The following is a 22,276-nucleotide window of genomic DNA, read 5'->3' as shown; positions in this document are numbered from 1 at the left end:
ATGAGGTCCCGCACCGGTCAGGATTCGAGAAGCGCGGGCGGGTGGGGCGCGCCTAGCGTGAAGGCCATGGACCTCACCATCAACGCGAGCTTCCTCCCGCACGACGACCCGGACGCCTCCCTCGCCTTCTACCGCGACGTCCTCGGCTTCGAGGTGCGCAACGACGGCGGGTACGACGGCATGCGCTGGATCACGGTCGGACCGGTCGGTCAGCCCGACACGTCCATCGTCCTGGAGCCCCCGGCGGTCGACCCGTCCGTCGACGAGGACGAGCGGCGCATGATCGTCGAGATGATGGCCAAGGGGACGTACGCGCGGGTCCTCCTCGCCACCGCCGACCTCGACGGCACCTTCGAGCGGTTGGAGGCGGGCGGCGCCGAGATCGTCCAGGAGCCGATGAAGCAGCCGTACGGTGTCCGCGACTTCGCCGTCCGCGATCCTGCGGGCAACCTGATCCGTGTCCACGAGGTCTGAGATCCGAGGACGGCCGTGCGACCTCGTCCCGTAGTCGTAGTCGTAGTCGTAGTCGTACGAAGAGGCAGCCGTTTCCGGCGGAGCGGAACCGGACGGGCGATTCCGGCGAGGACCGTGACCTTGGATGCGGCCCCGCCCGAACAGATGGAGGAACGATGACGAAGGCCACGAGGGCGCGGACGCAGGCGCAGGCGCAGGCTCCCGGGCCGCACGCCGCCGACAGCCATGATCTGATCCGTGTGCACGGGGCGCGGGAGAACAATCTCAAGGACGTCAGCATCGAGATCCCGAAGCGCCGGCTGACGGTGTTCACGGGGGTCTCCGGCTCGGGGAAGAGCTCCCTGGTGTTCGACACGATCGCCGCCGAGTCGCAGCGGCTGATCAACGAGACGTACAGCGCCTTCCTCCAGGGCTTCATGCCGAACCTGGCCCGGCCCGAGGTGGACGTGCTGGACGGGCTGACCACCGCGATCACCGTGGACCAGCAGCGGATGGGGTCCGATCCGCGCTCCACCGTCGGCACCGCCACCGACGCCAACGCGATGCTGCGCATCCTCTTCAGCCGGCTCGGCAGCCCGCACATCGGCCCACCCGGCGCGTTCTCCTTCAATGTCGCCTCGGTCTCGGCGAGCGGCGGTCTCACGGTCGACCGGGGCGCCGACAAGACCAAGACCGAGAAGGTGACGTTCAGCCGCACCGGCGGGATGTGCACGCACTGCGAGGGCCGGGGCACGGTCTCCGACATCGACCTCACCCAGCTGTTCGACGACACGAAGTCGCTGTCCGAGGACCCGTTCACCATCCCCACCTACACGGGGGACGGGTGGGTCGTGCGGGTCATCGCCGAGTCGGGGTTCTTCGACAAGGAGAAGCCGATCCGGGAGTACACCAAGAAGGAGCGGCACGACTTCCTGTACCGCGAGCCGACCAAGGTGAAGGTCAACGGCGTCAACCTCACCTACGAGGGCCTGATCCCGAAGATCCAGAAGTCGTTCCTCTCCAAGGACCGCGAGTCGATGCAGCCGCACATCCGCGCCTTCGTGGACCGGGCGGTCACCTTCGCCGTGTGTCCCGACTGCGACGGCACGCGGCTGAGCGAGCTGGCCCGCTCCTCACGGATCAAGGGGCTCAACATCGCGGAAGCCTGCGCGATGGAGATCCGCGACCTCGCCGAATGGGCGCGTGGGATCGAGGACGCGTCGGTGGCGCCGCTGCTCGCCAAGCTCCACTACACGCTCGACTCGTTCGTCGAGATCGGCCTCGGCTATCTGTCGCTCGACCGGGCCTCCGGCACGCTCTCCGGCGGTGAGGCACAGCGGACGAAGATGATCCGCCATCTCGGTTCCTCGCTCACCGACGTGACGTACGTCTTCGACGAGCCGACCATCGGTCTGCACCCGCACGACATCGAGCGCATGAACAACCTGCTGCTGCGGCTGCGCGACAAGGGGAACACGGTGCTCGTCGTGGAGCACAAGCCGGAGACGATCGCCATCGCCGACCATGTCGTGGACCTCGGCCCCGGCGCCGGTACGGCGGGCGGCACGGTCTGCTTCGAGGGCACCCTGGAGGGGCTGCGGGCGAGCGACACCGTCACCGGACGTCACCTCGGCGACCGGGCCGCGCTGAAGGAGTCGGTGCGCAAGCCCACGGGCGCGCTGGAGATCCGCGGCGCCTCGGCGAACAACCTCCAGAACGTGGACGTCGACATCCCGCTCGGTGTGCTCACCGTCGTCACCGGGGTCGCCGGTTCCGGGAAGAGCTCGCTCGTGCACGGTTCGATCCCGGCCGAGGAGGGCGTGGTGTCGGTCGACCAGACCCCGATCCGCGGCTCCCGGCGCAGCAACCCGGCGACGTACACCGGACTCGCCGACCCGATCCGCAAGGCCTTCGCCAAGGCCAACGGGGTCAAGCCGGCGCTGTTCAGCGCCAACTCCGAAGGTGCCTGCCCGACCTGCAACGGCGCCGGTGTCATCTACACCGACCTGGCGATCATGCAGAGCGTCGCCACCACGTGCGAGGAGTGCGAGGGGAAGCGGTTCGAGGCGTCGGTGCTGGAGTACCGCTTCGGCGGCCGGGACATCAGCGAGGTGCTCGCGATGTCGGTGACCGAGGCGGAGGCGTTCTTCGGCGAGGGTGAGGCGCGTACTCCGGCCGCCCACCGGATCGTCGAACGGATGGCGGACGTCGGGCTCGGCTACCTCACCCTCGGCCAGCCGCTCACCACGCTCTCCGGCGGTGAGCGCCAGCGGCTGAAGCTGGCCACCCACATGGGCGACAAGGGCGGGGTCTACGTCCTCGACGAGCCGACCACCGGCCTCCACCTCGCCGATGTGGAGCAACTGCTCGGGCTGCTCGACCGGCTGGTCGACGCCGGCAAGTCGGTGATCGTCATCGAGCACCACCAGGCGGTCATGGCGCACGCCGACTGGATCATCGACCTCGGCCCCGGCGCCGGTCACGACGGCGGCCGGATCGTCTTCGAGGGCACCCCGGCCGACCTGGTCGCGGCCCGCTCCACCCTCACGGGCGAGCACCTGGCGGCGTACGTGGGGGCGTGACCGCGCGGTTCCCCGCGCCCCACGGGGCGCAGCCCCTGAAAAGCAGGGGCTGCGCCCCTTGCTTTTCCGGCCCGCGGGGACTGCCGCGCACCCCCATCACCCCTTTCGCACCTTTCGCCCCCTTCGCCAATGAATCATGGGATTCTGGGTCCCATGACACCCATCACCGAGGTGGAGGGCCACAGGGTCGCCCTCTCCAATCTGGAGAAGGTCCTCCACCCGGCGACGGGCTTCACCAAGGGTGAGTTGCTGCACTACTACGCCACGACGGCGGACGCCCTGCTGCCGCACCTGCGTGACCGCCCGATCTCCTTCCTCCGCTACCCGGACGGGCCGGGCGGCCAGGTCTTCTTCACCAAGAACGTGCCGCCGGGCACCCCGGACTGGGTCGCCACGGCCGAGGTGCGGCGGATGGAAGGGCCGGCCCGGATGGTGCTGGTGCAGGACCTGGCGAGCCTGATGTGGGCCTCGAACCTCGTCGCCGAGTTCCACACACCGCAGTGGACCGTCCGCACCTCCGACGAGGCCGACCGGCTGGTGTTCGACCTGGACCCGGGGTCGCCCGCGACCGTCGTCGAGTGCTGCGAGGTGGCGTGCTGGCTGCGGGAGCGGCTCGCGGCGGACGGGATCGAGGTGTACGCGAAGACGTCCGGGTCGAAGGGGCTGCATCTGCTGGCGGCGGTGCGCGGGGCGTCCTCGGAGCGGGTGTCGGAGTACGCCAAGGACATCGCGGTCGAGGCGGAGCGGGCGATGCCCCGCCGGGTCGTGCACCGGATGACCCGCAGCCTGCGTCCCGGCAAGGTCTTCGTCGACTGGAGCCAGAACGCCGCCCGCAAGACCACGGCCGCGCCGTACACCCTGCGGGCCCGCCCCGAGCCGACCGTCTCCGCGCCGGTGACCTGGACCGAGGTCGAGGAGTGCGGCGCCCCCGAGCTGCTGTCCTTCCGCGCCCCGGACATGGCCCCCCGGCTGCAGGACTACGGCGACCTGCTGGCACCCCTCCTGGACCCGAAGGCCGCGCACGCCCTGCCCTGACGAGGCCGCACCCGCACCCGCACCCCGCCGACGGCCTACACCCGCGGTGGCCTACACCCCGCCGACGGTCACACCCTCGGCCGTCTACACCCGCGCCCACGTCCGCCGGTCGCGGGCCATCGCGTGCAGTCCCTCCACGTCCGCCGGTTTCAGGACCCCACCGGCGCGGGCGAGTTCCGGCAGGTCCGTGTCGCGCAGGACGCGTACCTCCCGCAGCGGGGTGGTGACCGCGACGGCGGACGGTTCGGCGAGGGCGAGGACCGGGCGGACCTCGGCGGTGAGGGCGTAGGAGGCGCGGTCGGCGTCGGCGCGCAGTCCGCGCAGCAGCGCGCGGGGCTCGTGCCGGCCCACGGCGACCATCGGGTCCGTGACGACGACGCGCTGCCTGCGGGCGTGGACGGAGCGGACGCAGAACACGCCCCCGGGGCCGACGACGAGGTGGTGGATGCGGTCGCCGCCGGGCAGCGGCACGGAGTGCAGGGTGTGCCAGCCGGCGCCCTCCAGCCGGTCCAGCGCGTCGCCGACCGTCCGCTCGGCGGCCAGGGCCCGGCGGCGCGGGTCGGGCCGCAGCCGGTGCGTCGGGCCGGGGACACGGTCGAGGGAGATCAGCAGGGCCTCGCCGGGCCGGTTCGGGGCGAGGTCGTCGTCCGGGGGGAGGCTCAGCCGGGCCAGTTCGGCGGGGGTCGGCACGGGCGGCGGTCCCACGGTGAGCGGGCCGGTGACGAAGGGGCCGAGGACGGCCAGCACGTCCTCTCTCAGCTCCTCGCTGAGGAGGTTCACCCGGCCCGTCTCACGGTCGTACCAGGCGACGTTCCTCCCGTCGGTCCGGCACACGTACAGGCGACGCTGTCCGTGACGCCAGGTCGGTATGACGCGCAGTCCGCTCATGCACCATCACCCCACGTCCATGGGAACAGGCGGGGTGCTCCATCGGCAAGAACCCGGCTACCTTTGAGGTGACGACCCGTCGTCGAGGGCCTGGTCGCGGAGACCCGTCGGAAGGGCCCTGAGGCCCGGGGGAGGCGCTGTTGCGGACGCGCAAGCAACCCGATGTCCCGGCTCCGCGGGAACCGTGGAGCGAGATCGTGCCCGGGCTGTGGATGGGCGGGCACGAGTTCGCGGGGCCGGCCGGTACCGGGGGCGTCGAATTCGCGGTCGTGCGCGACGAGTTCGACCTGGTGCTGACCCTGCTGCGGCTGCCCGGGCACGGACCGGACGACGGCGTCGAGCACCACGTGTGGCCGATCCCGGACGGGCCGCTGGACGGTACGCAGTTGGCCGGTGTGATGCGGCTGGCGCAGGCGGCGTGCGACGCGCTGGAGGACGGCAAACGGGTCCTCGTCCGCTGCTACAGCGGCTACAACCGCTCCGGTCTGGTCGTGGCGCACGCGCTGATCCGCGACGGGCACTCCGCCGAGGAGGCGATCCGGCTGATCCGCACCCGCCGCTCGCCGTGGGCACTGCACAACGAGCTGTTCGTGGAGTACCTGCGCACGGGGTTGGCGACGGTCCGGCTGCTGGAGGAACTGGAGGAGCCGGCCGAGTAGCACGACGTACGCGACCGAGCCGTCACGAAAAAGTACTTCCGCACGAATTAGGGTGTACGGGACCACACCCCCCTCACCCGTGCACCAGGAGTCCCGTGTCCCCCAGCCGCCCCGCGCGCGCTGCCGCCGGTGCCGTCGCCGCCGTGGCCGCCGTCCTGCTGCTGGGCGGCTGCGGCGACTCCGGGGGCCTGGTGAGCGCGGGCACGACCCCCACCGCGAGCGGCCCGACCCGGCTGTGGCCCGGGGAGCCGCCCGCCTCCTCCCCCGCCTACGACTACGGCGAGGCCGAGACGGAGGTGGTCAGGGGCGTCGAGGCCCCCGGCGAGGACATCCACGAGGTGGACCCGCTGGCCGTCGTCCGCGCCGAGATCGCCGCGCACCCCGAGGTGTACTCCGGGCCAGGGGCCGTCTACGGGGGAACGACCGCGCGCATGGCCGACTGCGGACAGGGCGACAACGGCGAGAAGGGCGGCAAGGGCGAGAAGGGCGGAACGGACGCCGGCCGAGCCGGGTGTCCCGTCCTCAAGGCGTACTACCGGGACCTCACCGGCGACGGGCGCGACGACATGGTGCTCGGCTTCCGGCTGCTGCCCGGCAACCAGACGGCGGTGCGGATGTACACCTTCCGGGCGGACCGGCTGGTGCAGGTGCTGGCCAGCGACGACGCCGTGCTCGCGGTCGAGCTGGCCGGCCGTACCGTGATCATCCGCTCCCCCGCGGGCATCGTCGGCTACGAGTACCGCACCCAGTGGACCTGGGACCAGGACCAGTTGGCGATGCTGCTCACGCGGGACGAGATCCTGCGCGTGGGCGGATCGGCGAAGCCGTCCCGGTCCCCGTCGGCCTCGCCCTCCCTCTCAGCCTCGCCCTCGGTATCGCCCTCCCGCTCCTCCTCGTCCGTCCCGCCCTCCGCCTCGTCGTCGGTGAGGCCGGGGTGAGCGCCACGAGACCCGCGGGGCCCGCGAGAACGACGAGACCCGCGGGACCCGCGAGGCCCGGGCGGAAACGGTTCGGCCCGCCGCGTTGGACCTCCTCGCTCACCTGGAAGGCGCTGGCCTTCATCACGGTCATGTGCTGTGGGCTGGCCGCGCTGCTCGGCGCCCTCGTGCATGTCTCCGTCACCAACCGGACCGTGAGCGACGCCCGTTCCCGCGCCCTCGTCCGGCTCGACGAGGCGGCCGAGGCGTACGAGGCCGGGAACCGCCTCCCGCCCGATTCCGGGGTCGATCCGCGCGGCCTGCCGAGGGAGCTGCGTGAGCTGGCGGTGAGCGGGCGGCGCGGCACGATGGTCGGGGTCGTCTCCGGGGTGCCCTCGATGTGGGCCGCCGCCCCCGCCGACGGCCGCGCCCTCGCCGTACGGATCGACTACGCGCAGAGCGCGGCCACCATCGAGAACCTGGACCGGGCCATCCTGGGCTCCTCGGCGCTGGCGATCGGGGTGACCCTGGCCATCGGCGCGCTGGGCGTCAGCGGGGTCACCCGACGGCTGCGCACGACGTCCCAGGTGGCCCGGCGGATCAGCGCGGGCGACCTGGACGCGCGGGTCGGCGATCCCCGTACGACGGACCCGGCGCGGTACCGCGACGAGGTGGCCGCGGTGGCCGCCGCGCTCGACACCATGGCGTCCACGCTGCAGCGGAAGCTGGTCGGCGAGCAGCGGTTCACGGCGGACGTCGCGCACGAGCTGCGTACGCCGTTGACCGGACTGCACGCGGCGGCGGAACTGCTGCCGGAGGGGCGGCCGACGGAGCTGGTGCGGGACCGGGTCGCCGCGCTGCGGACGCTGACCGAGGATCTGCTGGAGATCTCGCGGCTGGACGCGGGGAGCGAGCGGCTGGACCTGGACGCGATCCGGCTCGGGCTGCTGGCGGAGCGGGTGGCCGCGCACGCGAGCGGCGACACGGAGGTGCGGATCGTCGAGGACGCGTGGGTGGAGACGGACCGGCGGCGGCTGGAGCGGGTGGTGGGGAACCTGGTGGCCAACGCGCACAAGCACGGGGCGCCGCCGGTGGTGGTGACCGTGGAAGGTGCCGTGGTGAGCGTGCGGGATCACGGGAACGGGTTCCCGGAGTACCTGTTGACCGAGGGGCCGCAGCGGTTTCGTACGGAGGGTTCCAGCAAGGGGCACGGGCTGGGGTTGACCATCGCCGTGGGGCAGGCGGAGGTGTTGGGGGCTCGGTTGGGATTTGAAAACGCTCCCGACGGGGGTGCGTTGGTCGTTCTGCGACTGCCTGTCAGTGGGGGTTGATCGCGCCCACGCGTCGGAGCCGCACATCAGACGCAGCCCCGCGCCCCTGACGGGGCGCGCTGCTCTGATGGCCCATTGGAGAAGGCGCCCCGTCCTCCCTCCTCCTAGCGTGGCGAATAGTCAGACTCGCCCCCTTTTCTTCTGGAGGAGCTTCAGATGTCCCTGCGGATTCTGCTCATGCGGTTCGGTATAGCGGCTGCCGGTGGCGCCCTCGTGGCGTTCGCGGCCACGACTCCCGCTCTCGGTGCCGGCGCGGAGGACCCCCGGGAGAGCAAGCAGATCGTCAACGGTGAGGTCGTCGCCCGCACCGGTCTCGTGCTGCGCAGCGCGCCGACCCGTGGAGGTTCGGTCATCCGGGTCGCGCACTACGGCGAGATCGTCAAGATCTACTGCCGGGCCGAGGGCCAGAGCGTCGACGGCAACCGGCAGTGGTACCTGCTCGTCGACGGCACCTGGGCCTGGGGCTCGGCCCGCTTCATCGCCCCCTTCAAGGCGCCCCGCTGGTGCGACGCCTGAGCGACAAACCGCGCAAGTCATCCCTGAAGGGTCCCATTTAGGTAAGTTCCGGGCATGACCACCAAGGCCGGAAGGACCCTGGCGGCGGATCCCCCGGATCCGTCCCCGCCGCCCGCCGTACGCCTGCTCCGGCGCCGAGGCGTCGAGTTCACCCTCACCGTCGTGGCCGTCCTGCTCTCCGTGTACGGCTACTGCGCTGTGGGTCTGGCCAAGAACGGCACCGTCCCGCCCGGCGCCGCCGACTACGGCGCCGGGCTCGGCGTGCTCGCGCTGCTGGCCCATCTGGTGGTCAGGCTGCGGGCGCCGTACGCCGATCCGCTGCTGCTGCCGATCGCGGTGCTCCTCAACGGGCTGGGTCTGGTGCTGATCCACCGGCTCGATCTGGAGACCCCGGCCGACCAGGCGGCGCCCGCGCAGCTGAACTGGTCGACGCTCGGGGTGGCGCTGTTCATCACCGTCGTGGCACTGCTGCGCGACCACCGGGTGCTCCAGCGGTACGCGTACGTCTCGGTGGTGGCCGCGCTCGCGCTGCTGGCGCTGCCGATCCTCTTCCCGCCGGTCAACGGGGCCCGGATCTGGGTACGGATCGCCGGGTTCTCCATCCAGCCGGGCGAGTTCGCCAAGGTGCTGCTCGCGCTGTTCTTCGCCAGCTACCTCGCGGCGAACCGTAACGCGCTGGCGTACGCCGGACGTCAGATCTGGCGCTTCAAGCGCCTGCAACTGCCCACCGGGCGGGTCCTCGGCCCGATCGTCACCATCTGGCTGCTGAGCGTCGGCGTCCTGGTCCTGGAACGGGACCTGGGCACCTCCCTGCTGTTCTTCGGTCTGTTCGTGATCATGCTGTACGTCGCCACGGGCCGCACCGGCTGGATCGCGGTGGGGCTGCTGCTGGCGTGCGTGGGCGCGGTCGCCGTCGGCTGGCTGGAACCGCACGTCCACAGCCGCGTCGAGGACTGGCTGCACCCGTTCGCGTCGATCGAGGCGGGGCAGGGTGCCAACCAACTCGCCCAGTCCCTCTTCGCGTTCGCCGCCGGCGGGCTGCTCGGCACCGGGCTCGGCCTCGGCCACTCCATCCTGATCGGCTTCGCCGCCAAGTCCGACTTCATCCTGGCCACGGCGGGCGAGGAGCTGGGCCTGGCCGGACTCTCCGCGATCTTCCTGCTCTACGCCCTGCTGGTGGAGCGCGGCTACCGGGCCGGTCTCGCCCTGCGGGACCCCTTCGGGCGGCTCCTGGCCACCGGCCTCGCCTCGATCGTCGCCCTCCAGGTCTTCGTCATCGCCGGCGGAGTCATGGGCCTCATCCCGCTGACCGGCATGGCGATGCCCTTCCTCGCCCAGGGCGGCTCGTCCGTCGTCACCAACTGGGTCATCGTGGCGCTGCTGATCCGGCTCAGCGACTCCTCCCGGAGGCAGTACGCCCCCGGACCGCCGCCCGAGAGCCCGCAGGGCCGGGGGGCGCGTGGGGAGGGCCGGGGCGCATGACCACATACATCCGCCGGGCCGCCGCCCTGTGCGCCCTGCTGCTGCTCGCCCTCCTCGCCAACGCCACCCGCGTCCAGGTCCTGCAGTCCCGGGCCTACGACGACAACCCCGCCAACCGCCGCCCGGAGATCGCCCGTTGGGGCCAGCCGCGCGGGGACATCGTGGTCGGGGGGCGCCCGGTCACCGGCTCGAAGGACACCGGGGAGCAGCTGCGCTACGAACGGACGTACCGGGACGGCCCGTTGTACGCGCCGGTCACGGGCTTCGCCTCGCAGGTGTACGGGACGACGTTCCTGGAGCACGCGGAGGACTCCCTGCTCGACGGCAGCGACCCGATGCTGTCCTTCCTCCCGCTGTGGAACGACATCACCCGCGACCGGAACGCGGGCGGCGCGGTCGTCACCACGATCCAGGAGGCGGCGCAGCGGGCGGCGTACCTGGGGCTCGGCACCCGCCGGGGCGCGGTCGTCGCGCTCGAACCGGCCACCGGACGCGTCCTGGCACTGGTCTCCCGGCCGTCGTACGACCCCGGAGCGCTCTCCGGCAACGGGCGCGAGGCGGCCGAGGCGTGGGCGCGGCTGAACGGGGACGCGAGCAGGCCGATGCTCAACCGGGCGGTGCGGCAGACCTATCCGCCGGGCTCGACGTTCAAGGTGGTGACGGCGGCCGCCGCGCTGGACACCGGGGTGGTCGAGGACCTCGACGCCCCGACCCGCTCCCCCGACCCGTACACCCTGCCGGGCACCACGACGTCCCTCGCCAACGAGGTCGAGGGCTGTGAGAACGCCTCGCTGCGCTATGCCTTCGAGTGGTCCTGCAACACGGTCTTCGCGAAGCTGGGCGTGGACGTCGGGCTCGACGCCATGACGGACACCGCCCGCGCCTTCGGTTTCAACGACTCCGGTCTGCGGATCCCCTTCTCGGTCGCCCCCAGCACCTTCGACACCGAGATGGACCGGGCCCAGCTCGCCCTCTCCTCCATCGGCCAGTACGACACCCGGGCCACGCCCCTGCAGATGGCGCTCGTCACGGCGGCCGTCGCGGGCGGCGGCTCGGTGCGGTCGCCGTACCTGGTCGAACGCACCACCACGGCGAGCGGCCGCACGGTCACCGGCTCGGGCACGCGCACCCTGCGCCAGGCCATGGCCCCCACCACCGCGCGCCGGCTGCGCGACCTCATGCGCGGCGTCGTCGAGGACGGCACCGGCGCCAACGCCGCCCTACGCCACGCCACCGTCGGCGGCAAGACCGGCACCGCCCAGCACGGCATGGGCAACTCCGGCACGCCCTTCGCCTGGTTCATCGGCTGGGCCCAGGCCGACGACGCGATCGAACCGCAGGTGGCCGTCGCGGTGGTGGTGGAGGACGCGGAGGCGGTACGGGGCGACATCAGCGGGGGTGGGGACGCGGCACCGATCGCGCGGGAGGTGATGCGGGCGGTGCTCAAGGCCTCCGACGCCCCGTGAGGGGTGCGGGGGACCGCGCGAGAAGTCACCGGCGCGCGCGGCCCGCACCACGCCCACCATCCGAGATAAGCGATGTCGTCCCGGCCCCCACCCGGCCTACCGTTCGCCCATGACGACCGCCGCGTACGAACTCGCCCAGGTGAACATCGCCCGCCTCCAAGCCCCGCTGGATTCGCCCCAGTTGAAGGACTTCGTCGACGCCCTCGACCCGGTGAACGCGGTCGCGGACCGCTCCCCCGGTTTCGTCTGGCGCCTGCAGAGCGACTCCGGCAACGCGACCGACATCCCCGTCCTCGGCGACGAGTGGCTGATCATCAACATGTCGGTGTGGCGGGACACCGACGCCCTGACCGCCTTCATGTACCAGGGGCAGCACCGGGAGTTGCTGTCCCGCAGGCGGGAGTGGTTCGAGCGGCTGAGCGAGGCGGCGACCGCCCTGTGGTGGGTCCCGGCCGGCCACCACCCCACCGTGGCCGAGGCGGAGGAACGGATCCACCACCTCCGCGCCCACGGCCCGACCCCGTACGCCTTCACCTTGCGCACGTCGTTCCCGGCTGCACCGGCTGCACCGGAGGGGCCGACGGAACCGGCTGGGCCGGAGGGGCCGGCGGAGCCCGCCGCGCCGGACGCGGTCCTCAGCTGATCGGCTGCCGGAGTTCGGAGCGGACCTGGAGGGTGCGCTCCGCGAAGGCCTCCACGTCCACCTCCGAGGCGTCCTGTCCGACGCTCTCCACGCTGAGCTCCGCGACGGACGCCCCGGTGTTGCCGTCGGCCCAGGCGCACATCGGGTACGTGATCTCGCTGCCCGCCTGGTTCTGGGTGACGACCTGGCAGCTGATGGTGAGCTCGGAGTCGCCCGGGGTGTAGTCCTCGGGCGGCACGACCACCTTGATGGAGCTGACCCCGGCCGCGCCCTTCAGCATGTTGTCGCGGGCCGCGTCGGTGTTCTTGAACCGGCCGTACATGCCCGACACGATCAGGGCGCCCTCGGTCCCCTCTTTCGCGGGCGCGTACTGCGCGACGGCGGCCGTGACGTCACGGGCGTCGAAGGCACCGTCCGCCTCTTCCTCCACCTGGCGCCCCTCGGAGTCGGAGAGGTCCTGGGCCAGCTTGTACTCACCGTCGAGGACGGTCTCGGGCAGGGCCAGCTTGTACTCGGCCTCCGGGAAACCGCCGGTGCTCTGCGTCCCGACGACCCACAGGCCCACGGACCCCAGCACCACGAGCCCGACGACCCCGCCGACGATCCCGAGTATCAGCCCCACCCGGCTCTTCGGCGGCGGTGGGGGCTGCCACCCGGCGGGGTGGGGCGCGCCGTACGGCTGCGCCTGCGGCGGGTACTGCTGCGGCATGTGCGGCTGCTGACCGTACGGCTGCGGCTGGGGCTGTGGTTGCGGATGCGGCGGGTACGGCTGCTGGCCGTACGGCCCCTGGTGCGGCGGCTGCTGACCGTAGGGCCCTTGGGGTGATGGAGGCATGGACACGCCAGCACGCTACTGCACAAGTCGTGCGCGAAGGATTGACGGCCTTGCTGACAAGTAGTCTCATAAGCGGTGACCGTGGGTAACTCACACCGGTGACGCCCTGCAATCCCGTACGAGGAGCTGCGACAGCCATGACTACGGTGACCTCGCTGGATTCGACGAACCCCGAGTCGGAGGCGGAGGCGCTGCGCGACGCGCTCGGTCTCCTGAAGGACCGGGAACAGGTGGCCGAGCGGCTGCTCGTCTCCTCCGCGAAGCACTCCTTCGACCCGGACAAGGAGCTGGACTGGGACGCCCCGTTCGAGGACGGGAAGTGGTTCTGGCCGCCGGAGCTGGTGTCCCTGTACGGGACGCCGATGTGGCGGAGGATGTCGGAGGAGCAGCGCATCGCGCTGTCCCGGCACGAGGCCGCGGCGCTGGCCTCCCTCGGCATCTGGTTCGAGATCATCCTCATGCAGCTGCTCGTCCGGCACATCTACGACCGGGCCGCGACCAGCGCGCACGTGCGCTACGCGCTCACCGAGATCGAGGACGAGTGCCGGCACTCGAAGATGTTCGCCCGGCTGATCAGCAAGAGCGGCACCCCGCACTATCCGGTGAGCCGGCTGCACCAGAACCTGGGCCGCGTCTTCAAGACGATCTCGACGACGCCGGGCTCCTTCACGGCGACGCTGCTCGGTGAGGAGATCCTCGACTGGATGCAGCGGCTGACCTTCCCCGACGAGCGGGTCCAGCCGCTGGTGCGGGGCGTGACCCGGATCCATGTGGTCGAGGAGGCGCGGCACGTCCGCTACGCCCGGGAGGAACTGCGCCGCCAGATGGTGACCGCTCCGCGGCTGTCCCGGAGCTTCACCCGCGTCACGTCCGGCGAGTTCGCCCGCGTCTTCTCCGTCGCCTTCATCAACCCCGAGGTCTACGCGAACGTCGGCCTCGATCAGCGGGCGGCTGTCGCCCAGGTGCGGGCGAGTGAGCACCGTCGCGACATCATGCAGACCGGGGCGAACCGCCTGACGGACTTCCTGGACGACATCGGGGTGCTGCGGGGTGTGGGGCGGCGGATGTGGCGGTCTTCGGGGCTGCTTCGGTAGGGGTTGGGCGCCTCATGACTCGGGGGTTCGGGTGCGTGGGCGAGTGCGGCTCCGGTGGGGCGTCTCGCGCAGTTCCCCGCGCCCCTAAAAGCATCAGGCCCCTGCGGGCCTGAAAGGCGACGGGGCCGCGGGATGAAAAGCAGGGGGCGCAGCCCCTGCTTTTCAGGGGCGCGGGGAACTGCGCGAGCAACCACGAACCACCCGCACCCGCCGACGAACCCGCACCCCCACCCCCTGACGCGATCTCGGCACCCGCCACCCACCCCCGACTACTCTGCGGGTATGACGTCCGACGCCCCCACCCGCGCATACCGTCGGCTCAGTGTCGAAGAGCGGCGCAGCCAGTTGCTGGACGCGGCCCTGGAGCTGTTCGCGCACAACACCCCCGAGGACGTCTCCCTCGACGACGTCGCCGAGGCGGCCGGCGTCTCCCGCCCCCTCGTCTACCGCTACTTCCCCGGCGGCAAGCAGCAGCTCTACGAGGCCGCCCTGCGCACCGCCGCCGAGGAGCTGGAGCACTGCTTCGACGAGCCCGCCGAGGGCCCCCTCACCCGCCGCCTGGCCCGCGCCCTCGACCGGTACCTGGCCTTCGTGGACACCCACGACACCGGCTTCAGCGCCCTGCTCCAGGGCGGCAGCGTCGTGGAGACCTCGCGGGCGACGGCCATCGTGGACGGGGTCCGGCGGGCCGCCGCCGACCACATCCTGCGGCACTTGGAGGTGGCCGAGCCGAGCCTGAGGCTGCGGATGACCGTCCGTATGTGGATCACCTCCGTCGAGGCCGCCTCCCTCATCTGGCTCGACGAGGGCAAGCGGCCCGACGTCGGCGAGCTGCGGGACTGGCTCGTCGAGCAGTTCGTCGCCTGTCTCACCGCCACCGCCGGCCGCGACCCGCAGACCGCCGCCGTCGTACGGCACGCCCTCACCGTGGAGACCTCCGACGGCGCCGTGGGCGCCCTCGCCCGCCGCGTCCTGCCCCTCGTCGGCGACGCCGGTCACCTGCTGTGACGCCGGTCCTGTGACACTGGTCCCGTGAAGAGCCAAGACACCCCCTTCGTGGGCGGCCCCCTCGACGGACGCGTCCTGCCCGTGCTGCTCGGGATCACCGGGCACCCCCCGAAGACGTACCGGGTCCCGGTGCCCGACGCCGCCGGCGGCCCGCCGACGGTGCTGGTCTACCGCCGGGTCGACGCCGGCCGGGGCGGCTTGCTGCACCAGCTGTGGAAGTACGAGTACGCCCCGGACGCGGACCCCCGGCGCCGCCTGAAGTGGCCCTGGTCCAAGCCGGACGCCCCGGCGGGTTCCGGTGCCCCGGACACCGGGGACGGGCAACCCGCCACGCCGCCCGCGCGGCCGCGCCCCACCGACGAGTGACACCCCGGCACCGAACGGTCCACCCGGCGCGCGCCCGTCTTTCCCTCCCCCGATCCTGCCGGTGCGAGGTGGACGGCCCACCTGAGCACCGGAGGTGATGACGTGTCAGCAAGGCTTCTCCGCCTGGTCGGTACGGCGACGGTCACGGCTCTCACGGCCGGCGCCCTGCTCACCACCGCCCCCACGCCGGTCATGGCCGCGCCCGAACCCCCCGCCACCGGCTCAGCCGCCGAGGCCCCCTCCCCCGAGGACCGCTCGGTCGCCGATCTCCTCACCGACCTGCGACGGCTCCACCGCGAGGCCGAGAAGGCCGCCGAGGCCTACGGCAGGACCGGCCAGGAACTGAGGCGGCAGCGCGCCGAGGTGGCGCTGCTCGACCATCGTCTCGCGGTGGCCCGCCTCTCCCTCCACGACAGCCGGGGCGCGGCCGGCCGGCTGGCCCGGCAGCAGTACCAGAACAGCAGCACCGCGCTCTCCCCCTACGTACGGCTGCTGATGAGCCGGGACCCGCACCGGGCGCTGGAGCAGAACCATGTGATCGGGCAGGTGGCCCGGGAGCGGGCCGAGACGGTCGAGCGCCTGGTAGGCAGCGAACAGGACACCGACGCCCTGGCCCGCAGGGCCCGTGTGGCCCTGGACCGCCAACTCACCCTCGCCGAACAGCACAGGAGAAACCACGACACCGCCTCCGACCGCCTGGCCGAGATCGCGGAACTCCTCGCCTCCCTGACCCCGGACCAACTCGCCGCCGTCAAGGAATCGGAGGACACCGCCAAGGCCGCATCGTCGAAGCTGCCGGGCCCGCAAGCCTTTCAGGGGCGCGGGGAACCGCGCGAGAAGCCCCCCACACCCGCACCCGCCGACGAACCCCGCGCCCCCACCCAGTAGGCGCCCGGCCCTAACCCCCCGCGACTTCCGCAAGATACGCCCGGGTCTTCTCCGCGTCGTAGAAGTACCCCTCGAAATCCGCCGGATCGTCAAACCCGTTGGCGAATCGATCCGCCACCACCGGCAACCCCTCGGCCGCCCCCACCAGCTCCAGCACATGCTCGGCCGGCGGAGCCAACATCGTGTTGGTCCACTTGGTGACCGGCCCCGCGATCCGCCAGAACCGCTCGAACGTCCGCCGCATCCACGCCTCGTCGAACTCCCCGTCCCCGTGGTCGAGGATCGCCGCGAGGTACACGGCCGCGCACTTGGTCGCCGAGTTCGCCCCCTGCCCGGTGAGCGGGTCGTTGGCCACGACGACGTCCCCGGCGCCCAGCACCAGGCCACCGCTCGGGAGTTGCCCGACGGGGTGCCGTACGACCGGGGTGTAGCGGCCGGTCAGCGCGGCCCCCGGGTCCGTCACCTCGACGTCCGTGGCGCGCGCGTACTCCCAGGGCGTGTACCGCTGCATGAGGTCCAGGGTCAGCGCGAGCTGCTCCTCCGCGTCCCGGACGCCCCCGAAGACGTCGAGCGGCCCGCCGGGCAGGCCCAGCCAGAAGAGGGCGTCGGCGCGGCCCGAGGTGGTGAGGACGGGCTGGACGATGAGTTCGCCGACGCCGGGCACGAGGTTGCAGCGGGCCGCGTCGAACTCCGGGTGTTCGGGGCGCGGGCCCAGTCCGTGCACGTACACCGCGGCGAGCGCGCGCTGCGGTTCGGTGTAGGGCGAGCGGGCGGCGTCGCGGCGGAACATCCGCACCAGTTCGCCCTTGCCCGCGGTGACGAGCACCAGGTCGTACACGCGGGAGAAGTAGTCCAGGTCGGAGACCGCGGCGCCGTGGATGACCAGCTGGCCGCCCCGCCGGGAGAACGTCTCCAGCCAGCCGGCCATCTTCACCCGCTGGTCCACGGCCTGTGCGTATCCGCGCAGCCGGCCGACCCAGTCGACGGCGCGCTCCCCGTCCGGGCCGGCGACGGAGACTCCGACGCCCTCGATCCTCGGGGCCTGGGACTCCCAGAAGTTGAGGTCGAGGTCGCGCTCGTGGCGCAGGGCCGAGTCGAACATGCACTGGGTGGACATGATCCGGCCGGCGCGTATCTCGTCCGGGGTGCGATTGGACATCAGTGTGACCTCGTACCCGTGCGACTGGAGCCCGAGGGCCAGTTGCAGCCCGGACTGGCCGGCTCCGACGACGAGAATCTTCCGCATCCGGACAGGTCTCCTGGTTCGTCCGTGGCGTCCCGTGGCGTCCCGCCGGGGACTATTCGGGGCTGAGGGATATCGCGTGGGCGCACAGCGCCAGCAGGGTCTCCATCGCGGAGGCCCGCTTGCGCGCGTCCATGATCATGACAGGTACATGGTCGGGCACGGTCAGCGCGTCCCGTACGTCCTCGGGCTCGTACCGCACACTGCCGTCGAACGCGTTGACCGCGACGATGTACGGCAGGCCGCAGCTCTCGAAGTAGTCGAGCGCGGGGAAGCAGTCGCCGAGGCGGCGGGTGTCGGCGAGGACCACCGCGCCGATCGCGCCGCGCACCATGTCGTCCCACATGAACCAGAACCGCTCCTGCCCGGGTGTGCCGAACAGGTAGAGGACGAGGTCGTCGTCGAGGGTGATGCGGCCGTAGTCCATGGCCACGGTGGTGGTCAGCTTGTCGGGCGTCGCGGAGAGGTCGTCCGTGCCGGCGCTGGCCTCGGTCATCAGCGCCTCGGTCCTGAGCGGGGTGATCTCGGAGACCGCGCCGACGAAGGTGGTCTTGCCGACGCCGAAGCCGCCCGCCACCACGATCTTCGTGGCGATGGGGGCCCGGCTCAGATCGGACTGCCAGGGTTTCAGCTCCTCGTCGGTCTCCGCGCCGGGCGGCGCGGGATCCACGTCGGCGCCGGGCGCGGTGACGTCGAGACGAGGGGCGTGCGCGTCGACATGGACGCGGGGGGCGTCGTCCTTGACGCCCGGGGTGACGCCGGCCGAGGCGTCGGGGTCGACGCCGGCCGAGGCGGCGTCAGAGACGGCGGAGTCCACTCAGCACCCTTTCCAGCAGAGCGCGGTCCGGCTGTCCCGGTCCGTGACCTGTTCCGTACACACGGATCTTTCCCTGGTCCGCGAGATCGCTGAGGAGGACGCGGACCACACCGAGCGGCATCTTCAGCAGCGCGGCGATCTCCGCCACCGTCCGCATACGGCGGCAGAGTTCGACGATGGCCCGCATCTCGGGCATCACCTTGGTGTTGAGTGAACCATTCGGCAACTCGCGCCGCTCGGCCGGGGCTTCGAGTACGGCGACGAAGGTCTCCACGTGCAGGACGTGGCCGAAGCGGGTGCGGCCGCCGGTGAGCGAGTAGGGGCGTACGCGGGCGGGTTTGCGGTCGCCGCCGCGCACGGGGAGCTTCTTGGCCCCCTTCGTGCTCCTGGTGCCCGTCGCGCCCTTCGTCGCGGGCGGCCGCTTCGCCCGGCCGGGCTCGTGGGCCCGCGCCCTGTTCTGCCTGGGGCCGCTCATCGACGGCTCCCGGCCGCCTCGGTCTCCCTCGGGGACTCGGCCTCCAGGGACTTGCGCAGCTCGCTGCGGAGTTCCGGGGTGAGCACATGGCCGGCGCGGCCGACGAAGAGCGCCATGTGGTACGCCACCACGCTCATGTCGCAGTCCGGGGAGCCGTGCACCCCGAGCAGCGAGCCGTCGCTGATCGACATGACGAAGAGGCTGCCCTCGTCCATCGCGACCATCGTCTGCTTGACCCCGCCGAACTCCATCAGCTTGGCGGCGCCGATGGTGAGGCTGCCGATGCCGGAGACGATGGTGGCCAGGTCGGCGGCGGAGCCCCGGGGGCCCTGCGCGCGCTCTACACGGGCCTCGCGGGCCGCGGCGTTCCTGCCGGGGTCGGAGGAGAGCAGCAGCAGTCCGTCGGAGGAGACCACCGCGACCGACAGCAGCCCCGGCACCTCCTCCACCAGGTTGGTCAGGAGCCAGTGCAGGTTGCGGGCTTCACTGCTCAGTCCGAAGGTCATGGGCGCGGTCAACTGCTTTCCTCCTCGGAAGTGCCCCCCGTGGTGTCAACTGCCTCTGTCCGGTACTCGTGCGGCACGGGCATCCGTGTCTCACCCGACTGCTCGGCGATCTCCGCCTCGACGTCGCGCCGCCCCTCCCTGGCCCCCTGGTGGAACCCGCCGAGCCGACGGCGCAGTTCCTCGGCGTTCACGCCGCCGACCCTCGGCCGGGGCGTCGTGGGCGCCGGCGCGGTGATCCTGGGCGTGCGCTTGGGCAGGCCCTTGTCGGTGAGGCGCGGGGTCGCGTCGCCCCGTGGCCCCTCCGTCCCGGCCCGTGCCCCCTCGGTCGCGCGCGCCGAGTTCCCCTCGTCGGCGGCCCGCTCGTGGGTGTCGGGTTCGCCCGTGTACCGGGCGTCCCCGTCCGGGTCCGCGTCGGTGTCGGGACCCGCGTCGTGGGCGACGTCCTCGTCGCTCTCCTCGTCGGCGCCCTTCCCCGGGGCCACCGGAGCGAAGAGCTCCATCGTCGTCTCGGACACGGACTCGGCCCGGGACGCGGGTCCGGTTCCGGTGTCGGGACCGGGTTCGGCCTCGGGTGCGTCGTCTTCCGGTACGACGCTCCCGGCGGCCTCCGCGGCGTCGGCGGCCGTCCCCACGGCCTCCCTCGCCCGGAGTGCCCGCTCGGCCGCCTCGATGAGCGGGTCGCCGTCGCCCTCGGGCTCGCGTACGGCGACGGATCGGCCGGGCAGGACGTTGGAGTTGGCCTCGGCGTCGGCGCCCGGCAGCGAGAACTGGGGCGTGACGGAGACCGGTGTGCCCACGGGCACGGCGGGCGTGGGGGCCAGCAGCGCCTGGGGCAGGACGACCACGGCGGCGGTGCCGCCCGAGCCGTGCGGCTGGAGCCGGACGGGGGTGCCGAGCCGGTGGGCGAGGCGGGCCACGACGTACAGGCCGAGGCCGAGGCCCTCGCCGTCCTCCTGCTCGTAGGGCGCCTCGGGGTCGAAGTCGGTGAGGCGGGAGTTGAGCCGGGCGAGCCGCTCGGGGGCGACGCCGATCCCGCCGTCCTGGACGGAGAGGGTGATCTCGCCGTTCTCCATCAGCCAGCCGGTGACCTCGACGGACATCTCCGGCGGCGAGAACGACGTGCCGTTCTCCAGGAGTTCGGCGAGGAGGTGGCTGAGGTCGTCGGCGGCGAACCCGGCGACGTGCGCGCCGGGCGGCAGCGCGGCGATGCGGACGCGTTCGTAGCGCTCGATCTCGCTGACCGCGGCGCGGACGACGTCGACGAGCGGCACGGGCCCGGCGTGGTGCTGGACGTGCTCGTGGCCGGCCAGGACGAGGAGGTTCTCGCTGTGGCGGCGCATGACGGTGGCGAAGTGGTCGAGCTTGAAGAGGGTGGCGAGCCGGTCGGGGTCCTGCTCGCGCTCCTCCAGCGACTCGATGACGGCGAGCTGCCGCTCGACGAGGCCGAGGGTGCGCAGCGCGAGGTTGACGAAGGTGGCGTGGACGCTGTGCTGGACCTTCGTCAGATGGGCCGTCGCCTCGGCGAGTTCGGCACGCAGCCGGTCGCGGTCGTCGGCCATGGTCTGGCGCTGGCCGATGAGGTGCTTGCGGTCGCCCTCCAGGGGCGCGAGCCGCTCGTGCAGCGCGAGGGCGTGCGCGTGGAGCGCGTTGACCGAGCGCACGACCTGGGCGAACTCGTCGTTGCGGCCGGTGAACTTGACCGGTTCCTCGTTCGCCGGGTCGCCGGCGACCCGGGCGGAGCCGATGCGCACCACCGCGAGCGGGCGGGTGAGGGAGCGGGCCATGCCGGTGGCGACACCGACGGCCAGGAGCATCAGGGCGCCGAGGACGGCGACGCGGATCTCCAGCGCGGTGACGTCCTCGTCGCGCAGCTGGGCGAGGTCCTTGGTGCGCCGGTCGTAGAGGGAGGACTCGGCGCCCCGCATCAGGTCCACGCGGGCGGAGAGGGCCGCGCCGACCTTCTCGGCGCTGGTGCCGGCCTCGCTGTCGGAGAGCGTGGGCTGGTCGGTGAGGTCGGCCAGGTACTTGTCGGCGGTGTCGGCCTCGGGGCCGGTGACCGTGGCGTCGTAGGAGGAGCGTCCGGCGGCGGGCGCGGTCTCGCGGAAGTGGGCGAGGGCGGCGTCGGAACGGACGCGGGCCTGCTGGGCGACGGCGGTGAGGGCGTCGCGCTGCTTCGCGTCGGCGGCCGAGGCGCCGGTCCTGGTGGTGGGCAGCCCGGTGGTGGGGTCGATGACCGTCTGGGTGGTCGTCGGGACGCTGAGCGCGGCGACGAGCAGCCCTCGGGCGGCGGCGGCCTGCTGGACGGCGGTGTCGAGTTCGGCGAGCGCGTAGGCGCCGCCGCCCGCGCGCGGCGGCAGTTCGGCGGCCAGTTCCTCGGCGAGGGCGTGGAGCTCGGTGACGACGGCGGTGTACGCCGTGTGCGCCTCCAGAGCGGTGCTCTTCCCGGAGAGCGCGGATTCCCGTACGCCGGCGATGGACTCGATGTCCTCGCGCAGAGCGGCGGAGATGTCGGAGTCGGCGCTCAGCTCCTCGGCCTGGGTGTCGACGCGGTCACCGCGCTGCTCGCTGGGCGCGGCCGACTTGGGGCGCCCGGCGGCGATGTACGCGGTGACCTCGTCCCGCTCGTCCGCGAGGGCGTGCGCGAGGGTGAGCGCCTCCTGGGTCTGCTCGGCGAGCGTGACCAGGCGCTGGGTGTCGTGCAGTTGCTCCGAGGCGGCGAGGATCGAGGGCGCCCCGGCGCCCGCTATGGCGGCGGCCACGACGGCCACGGCGACGATGAGCCGGTTGCGTACGTGCGCCTTCCGCCCGGTGCCGACGGCGGGGGCCTGCGCCGTCCCCTGCTGGTTCGGGGAGGCCGCGGAGGCCTTCGAAGCTGCCTGCTTGCCTGCGCGCCGAGGCCGCGTCTTCTGCACCGGTGCTCGCATTCCTGACTCGTGTACCCATTAGCCCGGGTGACGATCCGTCAACTCGTCAAATACGGCCGTCCCCCCGGTACGGCTCCCGACCCTCCCAGTGCCGGTGGGCAGTGGTCCCGCATCATCAGTCCCGCCACCCGAAGGAGTGAACATCCCC

The 22,276-nt window shown here is 72.4% G+C and carries 21 protein-coding genes; 14 read left to right on the top strand and 7 right to left on the bottom strand.

Annotated elements, in window-relative coordinates:
• Positions 1–66 precede the first annotated feature (66 nt).
• The 3 genes from L3078_RS31065 (at position 67) to ligD (ending at position 4,070) form a co-directional block, all read left to right on the top strand.
• Complete coding sequence (locus L3078_RS31065; RefSeq protein WP_239757265.1) at positions 67–474, top strand: VOC family protein; 408 nt, start codon at positions 67–69, stop codon at positions 472–474.
• 155 nt (positions 475–629) lie between these two features.
• Positions 630–3,035 (top strand): ATP-binding cassette domain-containing protein, encoded by a 2,406-nt coding sequence (locus L3078_RS31060; RefSeq protein ID WP_239757264.1) that lies wholly within the window; start codon positions 630–632, stop codon positions 3,033–3,035.
• A gap of 153 nt (positions 3,036–3,188) precedes the next feature.
• Positions 3,189–4,070 carry a non-homologous end-joining DNA ligase gene (ligD, locus tag L3078_RS31055; protein ID WP_239757263.1) on the top strand — a complete coding sequence of 294 codons (882 nt, stop codon included), beginning with the start codon at positions 3,189–3,191 and terminating at the stop codon, positions 4,068–4,070.
• Between the two features lie 84 nt (positions 4,071–4,154).
• On the opposite strand, the gene L3078_RS31050 is transcribed toward ligD, so the two are convergent.
• On the bottom strand, positions 4,155–4,958 hold the full coding sequence (locus tag L3078_RS31050) for a nuclease-related domain-containing protein (RefSeq protein WP_239757262.1): 804 nt from the start codon (positions 4,956–4,958) through the stop codon (positions 4,155–4,157).
• Positions 4,959–5,098: 140 nt separating this feature from the next.
• Here L3078_RS31050 and L3078_RS31045 point away from each other — a divergent pair, with 140 nt between their 5' ends.
• The 7 genes from L3078_RS31045 to L3078_RS31015 all read left to right on the top strand — a co-directional run bounded on the left by L3078_RS31045 (position 5,099) and on the right by L3078_RS31015 (position 11,972).
• Positions 5,099–5,617, top strand: coding sequence for a protein-tyrosine phosphatase family protein (locus L3078_RS31045; RefSeq protein WP_239757261.1), 519 nt, complete (start codon positions 5,099–5,101; stop codon positions 5,615–5,617).
• A gap of 95 nt (positions 5,618–5,712) precedes the next feature.
• Positions 5,713–6,555, top strand: a complete 843-nt coding sequence (locus L3078_RS31040; protein ID WP_239757260.1) for a hypothetical protein — start codon at positions 5,713–5,715, stop codon at positions 6,553–6,555.
• 131 nt (positions 6,556–6,686) lie between these two features.
• Positions 6,687–7,865, top strand: coding sequence for a sensor histidine kinase (locus tag L3078_RS31035; protein WP_239757259.1), 1,179 nt, complete (start codon positions 6,687–6,689; stop codon positions 7,863–7,865).
• A gap of 156 nt (positions 7,866–8,021) precedes the next feature.
• Complete coding sequence (locus L3078_RS31030; protein ID WP_239757258.1) at positions 8,022–8,381, top strand: SH3 domain-containing protein; 360 nt, start codon at positions 8,022–8,024, stop codon at positions 8,379–8,381.
• A 54-nt stretch (positions 8,382–8,435) separates the two neighbouring features.
• Entirely contained in the window at positions 8,436–9,863 is a 1,428-nt protein-coding gene (locus L3078_RS31025) for an FtsW/RodA/SpoVE family cell cycle protein (protein ID WP_239757257.1), read from the top strand.
• Positions 9,860–11,329 carry a penicillin-binding transpeptidase domain-containing protein gene (locus L3078_RS31020; protein ID WP_239757256.1) on the top strand — a complete coding sequence of 490 codons (1,470 nt, stop codon included), beginning with the start codon at positions 9,860–9,862 and terminating at the stop codon, positions 11,327–11,329. The genes L3078_RS31025 and L3078_RS31020 overlap by 4 nt, the downstream gene beginning before the upstream one ends.
• A 109-nt stretch (positions 11,330–11,438) precedes the next feature.
• The gene (locus tag L3078_RS31015; protein WP_239757255.1) at positions 11,439–11,972 is read left to right on the top strand and encodes a DUF3291 domain-containing protein; all 534 of its coding nucleotides are present in this window, start codon (positions 11,439–11,441) and stop codon (positions 11,970–11,972) included.
• Here the strand turns inward: L3078_RS31015 and L3078_RS31010 are convergent.
• Positions 11,965–12,681, bottom strand: a complete 717-nt coding sequence (locus L3078_RS31010) for a hypothetical protein (protein WP_239757254.1) — start codon at positions 12,679–12,681, stop codon at positions 11,965–11,967. The genes L3078_RS31015 and L3078_RS31010 overlap by 8 nt on opposite strands.
• Before the next feature lie 263 nt (positions 12,682–12,944).
• Here L3078_RS31010 and L3078_RS31005 point away from each other — a divergent pair, with 263 nt between their 5' ends.
• The 4 genes from L3078_RS31005 to L3078_RS30990 all read left to right on the top strand — a co-directional run bounded on the left by L3078_RS31005 (position 12,945) and on the right by L3078_RS30990 (position 16,163).
• The gene (locus tag L3078_RS31005; protein WP_239757253.1) at positions 12,945–13,901 is read left to right on the top strand and encodes an AurF N-oxygenase family protein; all 957 of its coding nucleotides are present in this window, start codon (positions 12,945–12,947) and stop codon (positions 13,899–13,901) included.
• A 282-nt stretch (positions 13,902–14,183) separates the two neighbouring features.
• Entirely contained in the window at positions 14,184–14,909 is a 726-nt protein-coding gene (locus L3078_RS31000) for a TetR/AcrR family transcriptional regulator (protein ID WP_239757252.1), read from the top strand.
• Positions 14,910–14,933: 24 nt separating this feature from the next.
• Positions 14,934–15,275, top strand: coding sequence for a hypothetical protein (locus L3078_RS30995; RefSeq protein ID WP_239757251.1), 342 nt, complete (start codon positions 14,934–14,936; stop codon positions 15,273–15,275).
• 102 nt (positions 15,276–15,377) lie between these two features.
• On the top strand, positions 15,378–16,163 hold the full coding sequence (locus L3078_RS30990) for a hypothetical protein (RefSeq protein ID WP_338059537.1): 786 nt from the start codon (positions 15,378–15,380) through the stop codon (positions 16,161–16,163).
• A 10-nt stretch (positions 16,164–16,173) separates the two neighbouring features.
• Here the strand turns inward: L3078_RS30990 and L3078_RS30985 are convergent, their stop codons facing one another.
• From L3078_RS30985 to L3078_RS30965, 5 genes are all read right to left on the bottom strand, one after another.
• Positions 16,174–17,409, bottom strand: a complete 1,236-nt coding sequence (locus L3078_RS30985; protein WP_239757250.1) for a styrene monooxygenase/indole monooxygenase family protein — start codon at positions 17,407–17,409, stop codon at positions 16,174–16,176.
• 52 nt (positions 17,410–17,461) lie between these two features.
• The gene (locus L3078_RS30980; protein ID WP_239760532.1) at positions 17,462–18,076 is read right to left on the bottom strand and encodes a GTP-binding protein; all 615 of its coding nucleotides are present in this window, start codon (positions 18,074–18,076) and stop codon (positions 17,462–17,464) included.
• A gap of 127 nt (positions 18,077–18,203) precedes the next feature.
• Positions 18,204–18,698, bottom strand: a complete 495-nt coding sequence (locus L3078_RS30975; RefSeq protein WP_239757249.1) for a DUF742 domain-containing protein — start codon at positions 18,696–18,698, stop codon at positions 18,204–18,206.
• Complete coding sequence (locus L3078_RS30970) at positions 18,695–19,216, bottom strand: roadblock/LC7 domain-containing protein (protein WP_239757248.1); 522 nt, start codon at positions 19,214–19,216, stop codon at positions 18,695–18,697. The genes L3078_RS30975 and L3078_RS30970 overlap by 4 nt, the downstream gene beginning before the upstream one ends.
• Positions 19,213–22,128 (bottom strand): sensor histidine kinase, encoded by a 2,916-nt coding sequence (locus L3078_RS30965; protein ID WP_420864122.1) that lies wholly within the window; start codon positions 22,126–22,128, stop codon positions 19,213–19,215. The genes L3078_RS30970 and L3078_RS30965 overlap by 4 nt, the downstream gene beginning before the upstream one ends.
• Positions 22,129–22,276: the final 148 nt, after the last annotated feature.

This window comes from Streptomyces deccanensis (genome assembly GCF_022385335.1).
Lineage (GTDB): Bacteria > Actinomycetota > Actinomycetes > Streptomycetales > Streptomycetaceae > Streptomyces > Streptomyces deccanensis.
The sequence above is the reverse complement of the archived record's forward strand: the minus strand, read 5'-3'. Positions and strand labels throughout refer to the sequence as shown.

Coding starts and splice junctions, on each gene's coding strand:
- L3078_RS31065 (WP_239757265.1), top strand. CDS start 67: ATGGACCTCACCATCAACGCGAGCTTCCTCCCGCACGACGACCCGGAC.
- L3078_RS31060 (WP_239757264.1), top strand. CDS start 630: ATGACGAAGGCCACGAGGGCGCGGACGCAGGCGCAGGCGCAGGCTCCC.
- ligD (WP_239757263.1), top strand. CDS start 3,189: ATGACACCCATCACCGAGGTGGAGGGCCACAGGGTCGCCCTCTCCAAT.
- L3078_RS31050 (WP_239757262.1), bottom strand. CDS start 4,958: ATGAGCGGACTGCGCGTCATACCGACCTGGCGTCACGGACAGCGTCGC.
- L3078_RS31035 (WP_239757259.1), top strand. CDS start 6,687: ATGTGCTGTGGGCTGGCCGCGCTGCTCGGCGCCCTCGTGCATGTCTCC.
- L3078_RS31030 (WP_239757258.1), top strand. CDS start 8,022: ATGTCCCTGCGGATTCTGCTCATGCGGTTCGGTATAGCGGCTGCCGGT.
- L3078_RS31025 (WP_239757257.1), top strand. CDS start 8,436: ATGACCACCAAGGCCGGAAGGACCCTGGCGGCGGATCCCCCGGATCCG.
- L3078_RS31020 (WP_239757256.1), top strand. CDS start 9,860: ATGACCACATACATCCGCCGGGCCGCCGCCCTGTGCGCCCTGCTGCTG.
- L3078_RS31015 (WP_239757255.1), top strand. CDS start 11,439: ATGACGACCGCCGCGTACGAACTCGCCCAGGTGAACATCGCCCGCCTC.
- L3078_RS31010 (WP_239757254.1), bottom strand. CDS start 12,681: ATGCCGCAGCAGTACCCGCCGCAGGCGCAGCCGTACGGCGCGCCCCAC.
- L3078_RS31005 (WP_239757253.1), top strand. CDS start 12,945: ATGACTACGGTGACCTCGCTGGATTCGACGAACCCCGAGTCGGAGGCG.
- L3078_RS31000 (WP_239757252.1), top strand. CDS start 14,184: ATGACGTCCGACGCCCCCACCCGCGCATACCGTCGGCTCAGTGTCGAA.
- L3078_RS30985 (WP_239757250.1), bottom strand. CDS start 17,409: ATGCGGAAGATTCTCGTCGTCGGAGCCGGCCAGTCCGGGCTGCAACTG.
- L3078_RS30975 (WP_239757249.1), bottom strand. CDS start 18,698: ATGAGCGGCCCCAGGCAGAACAGGGCGCGGGCCCACGAGCCCGGCCGG.
- L3078_RS30965 (WP_420864122.1), bottom strand. CDS start 22,128: ATGCGAGCACCGGTGCAGAAGACGCGGCCTCGGCGCGCAGGCAAGCAG.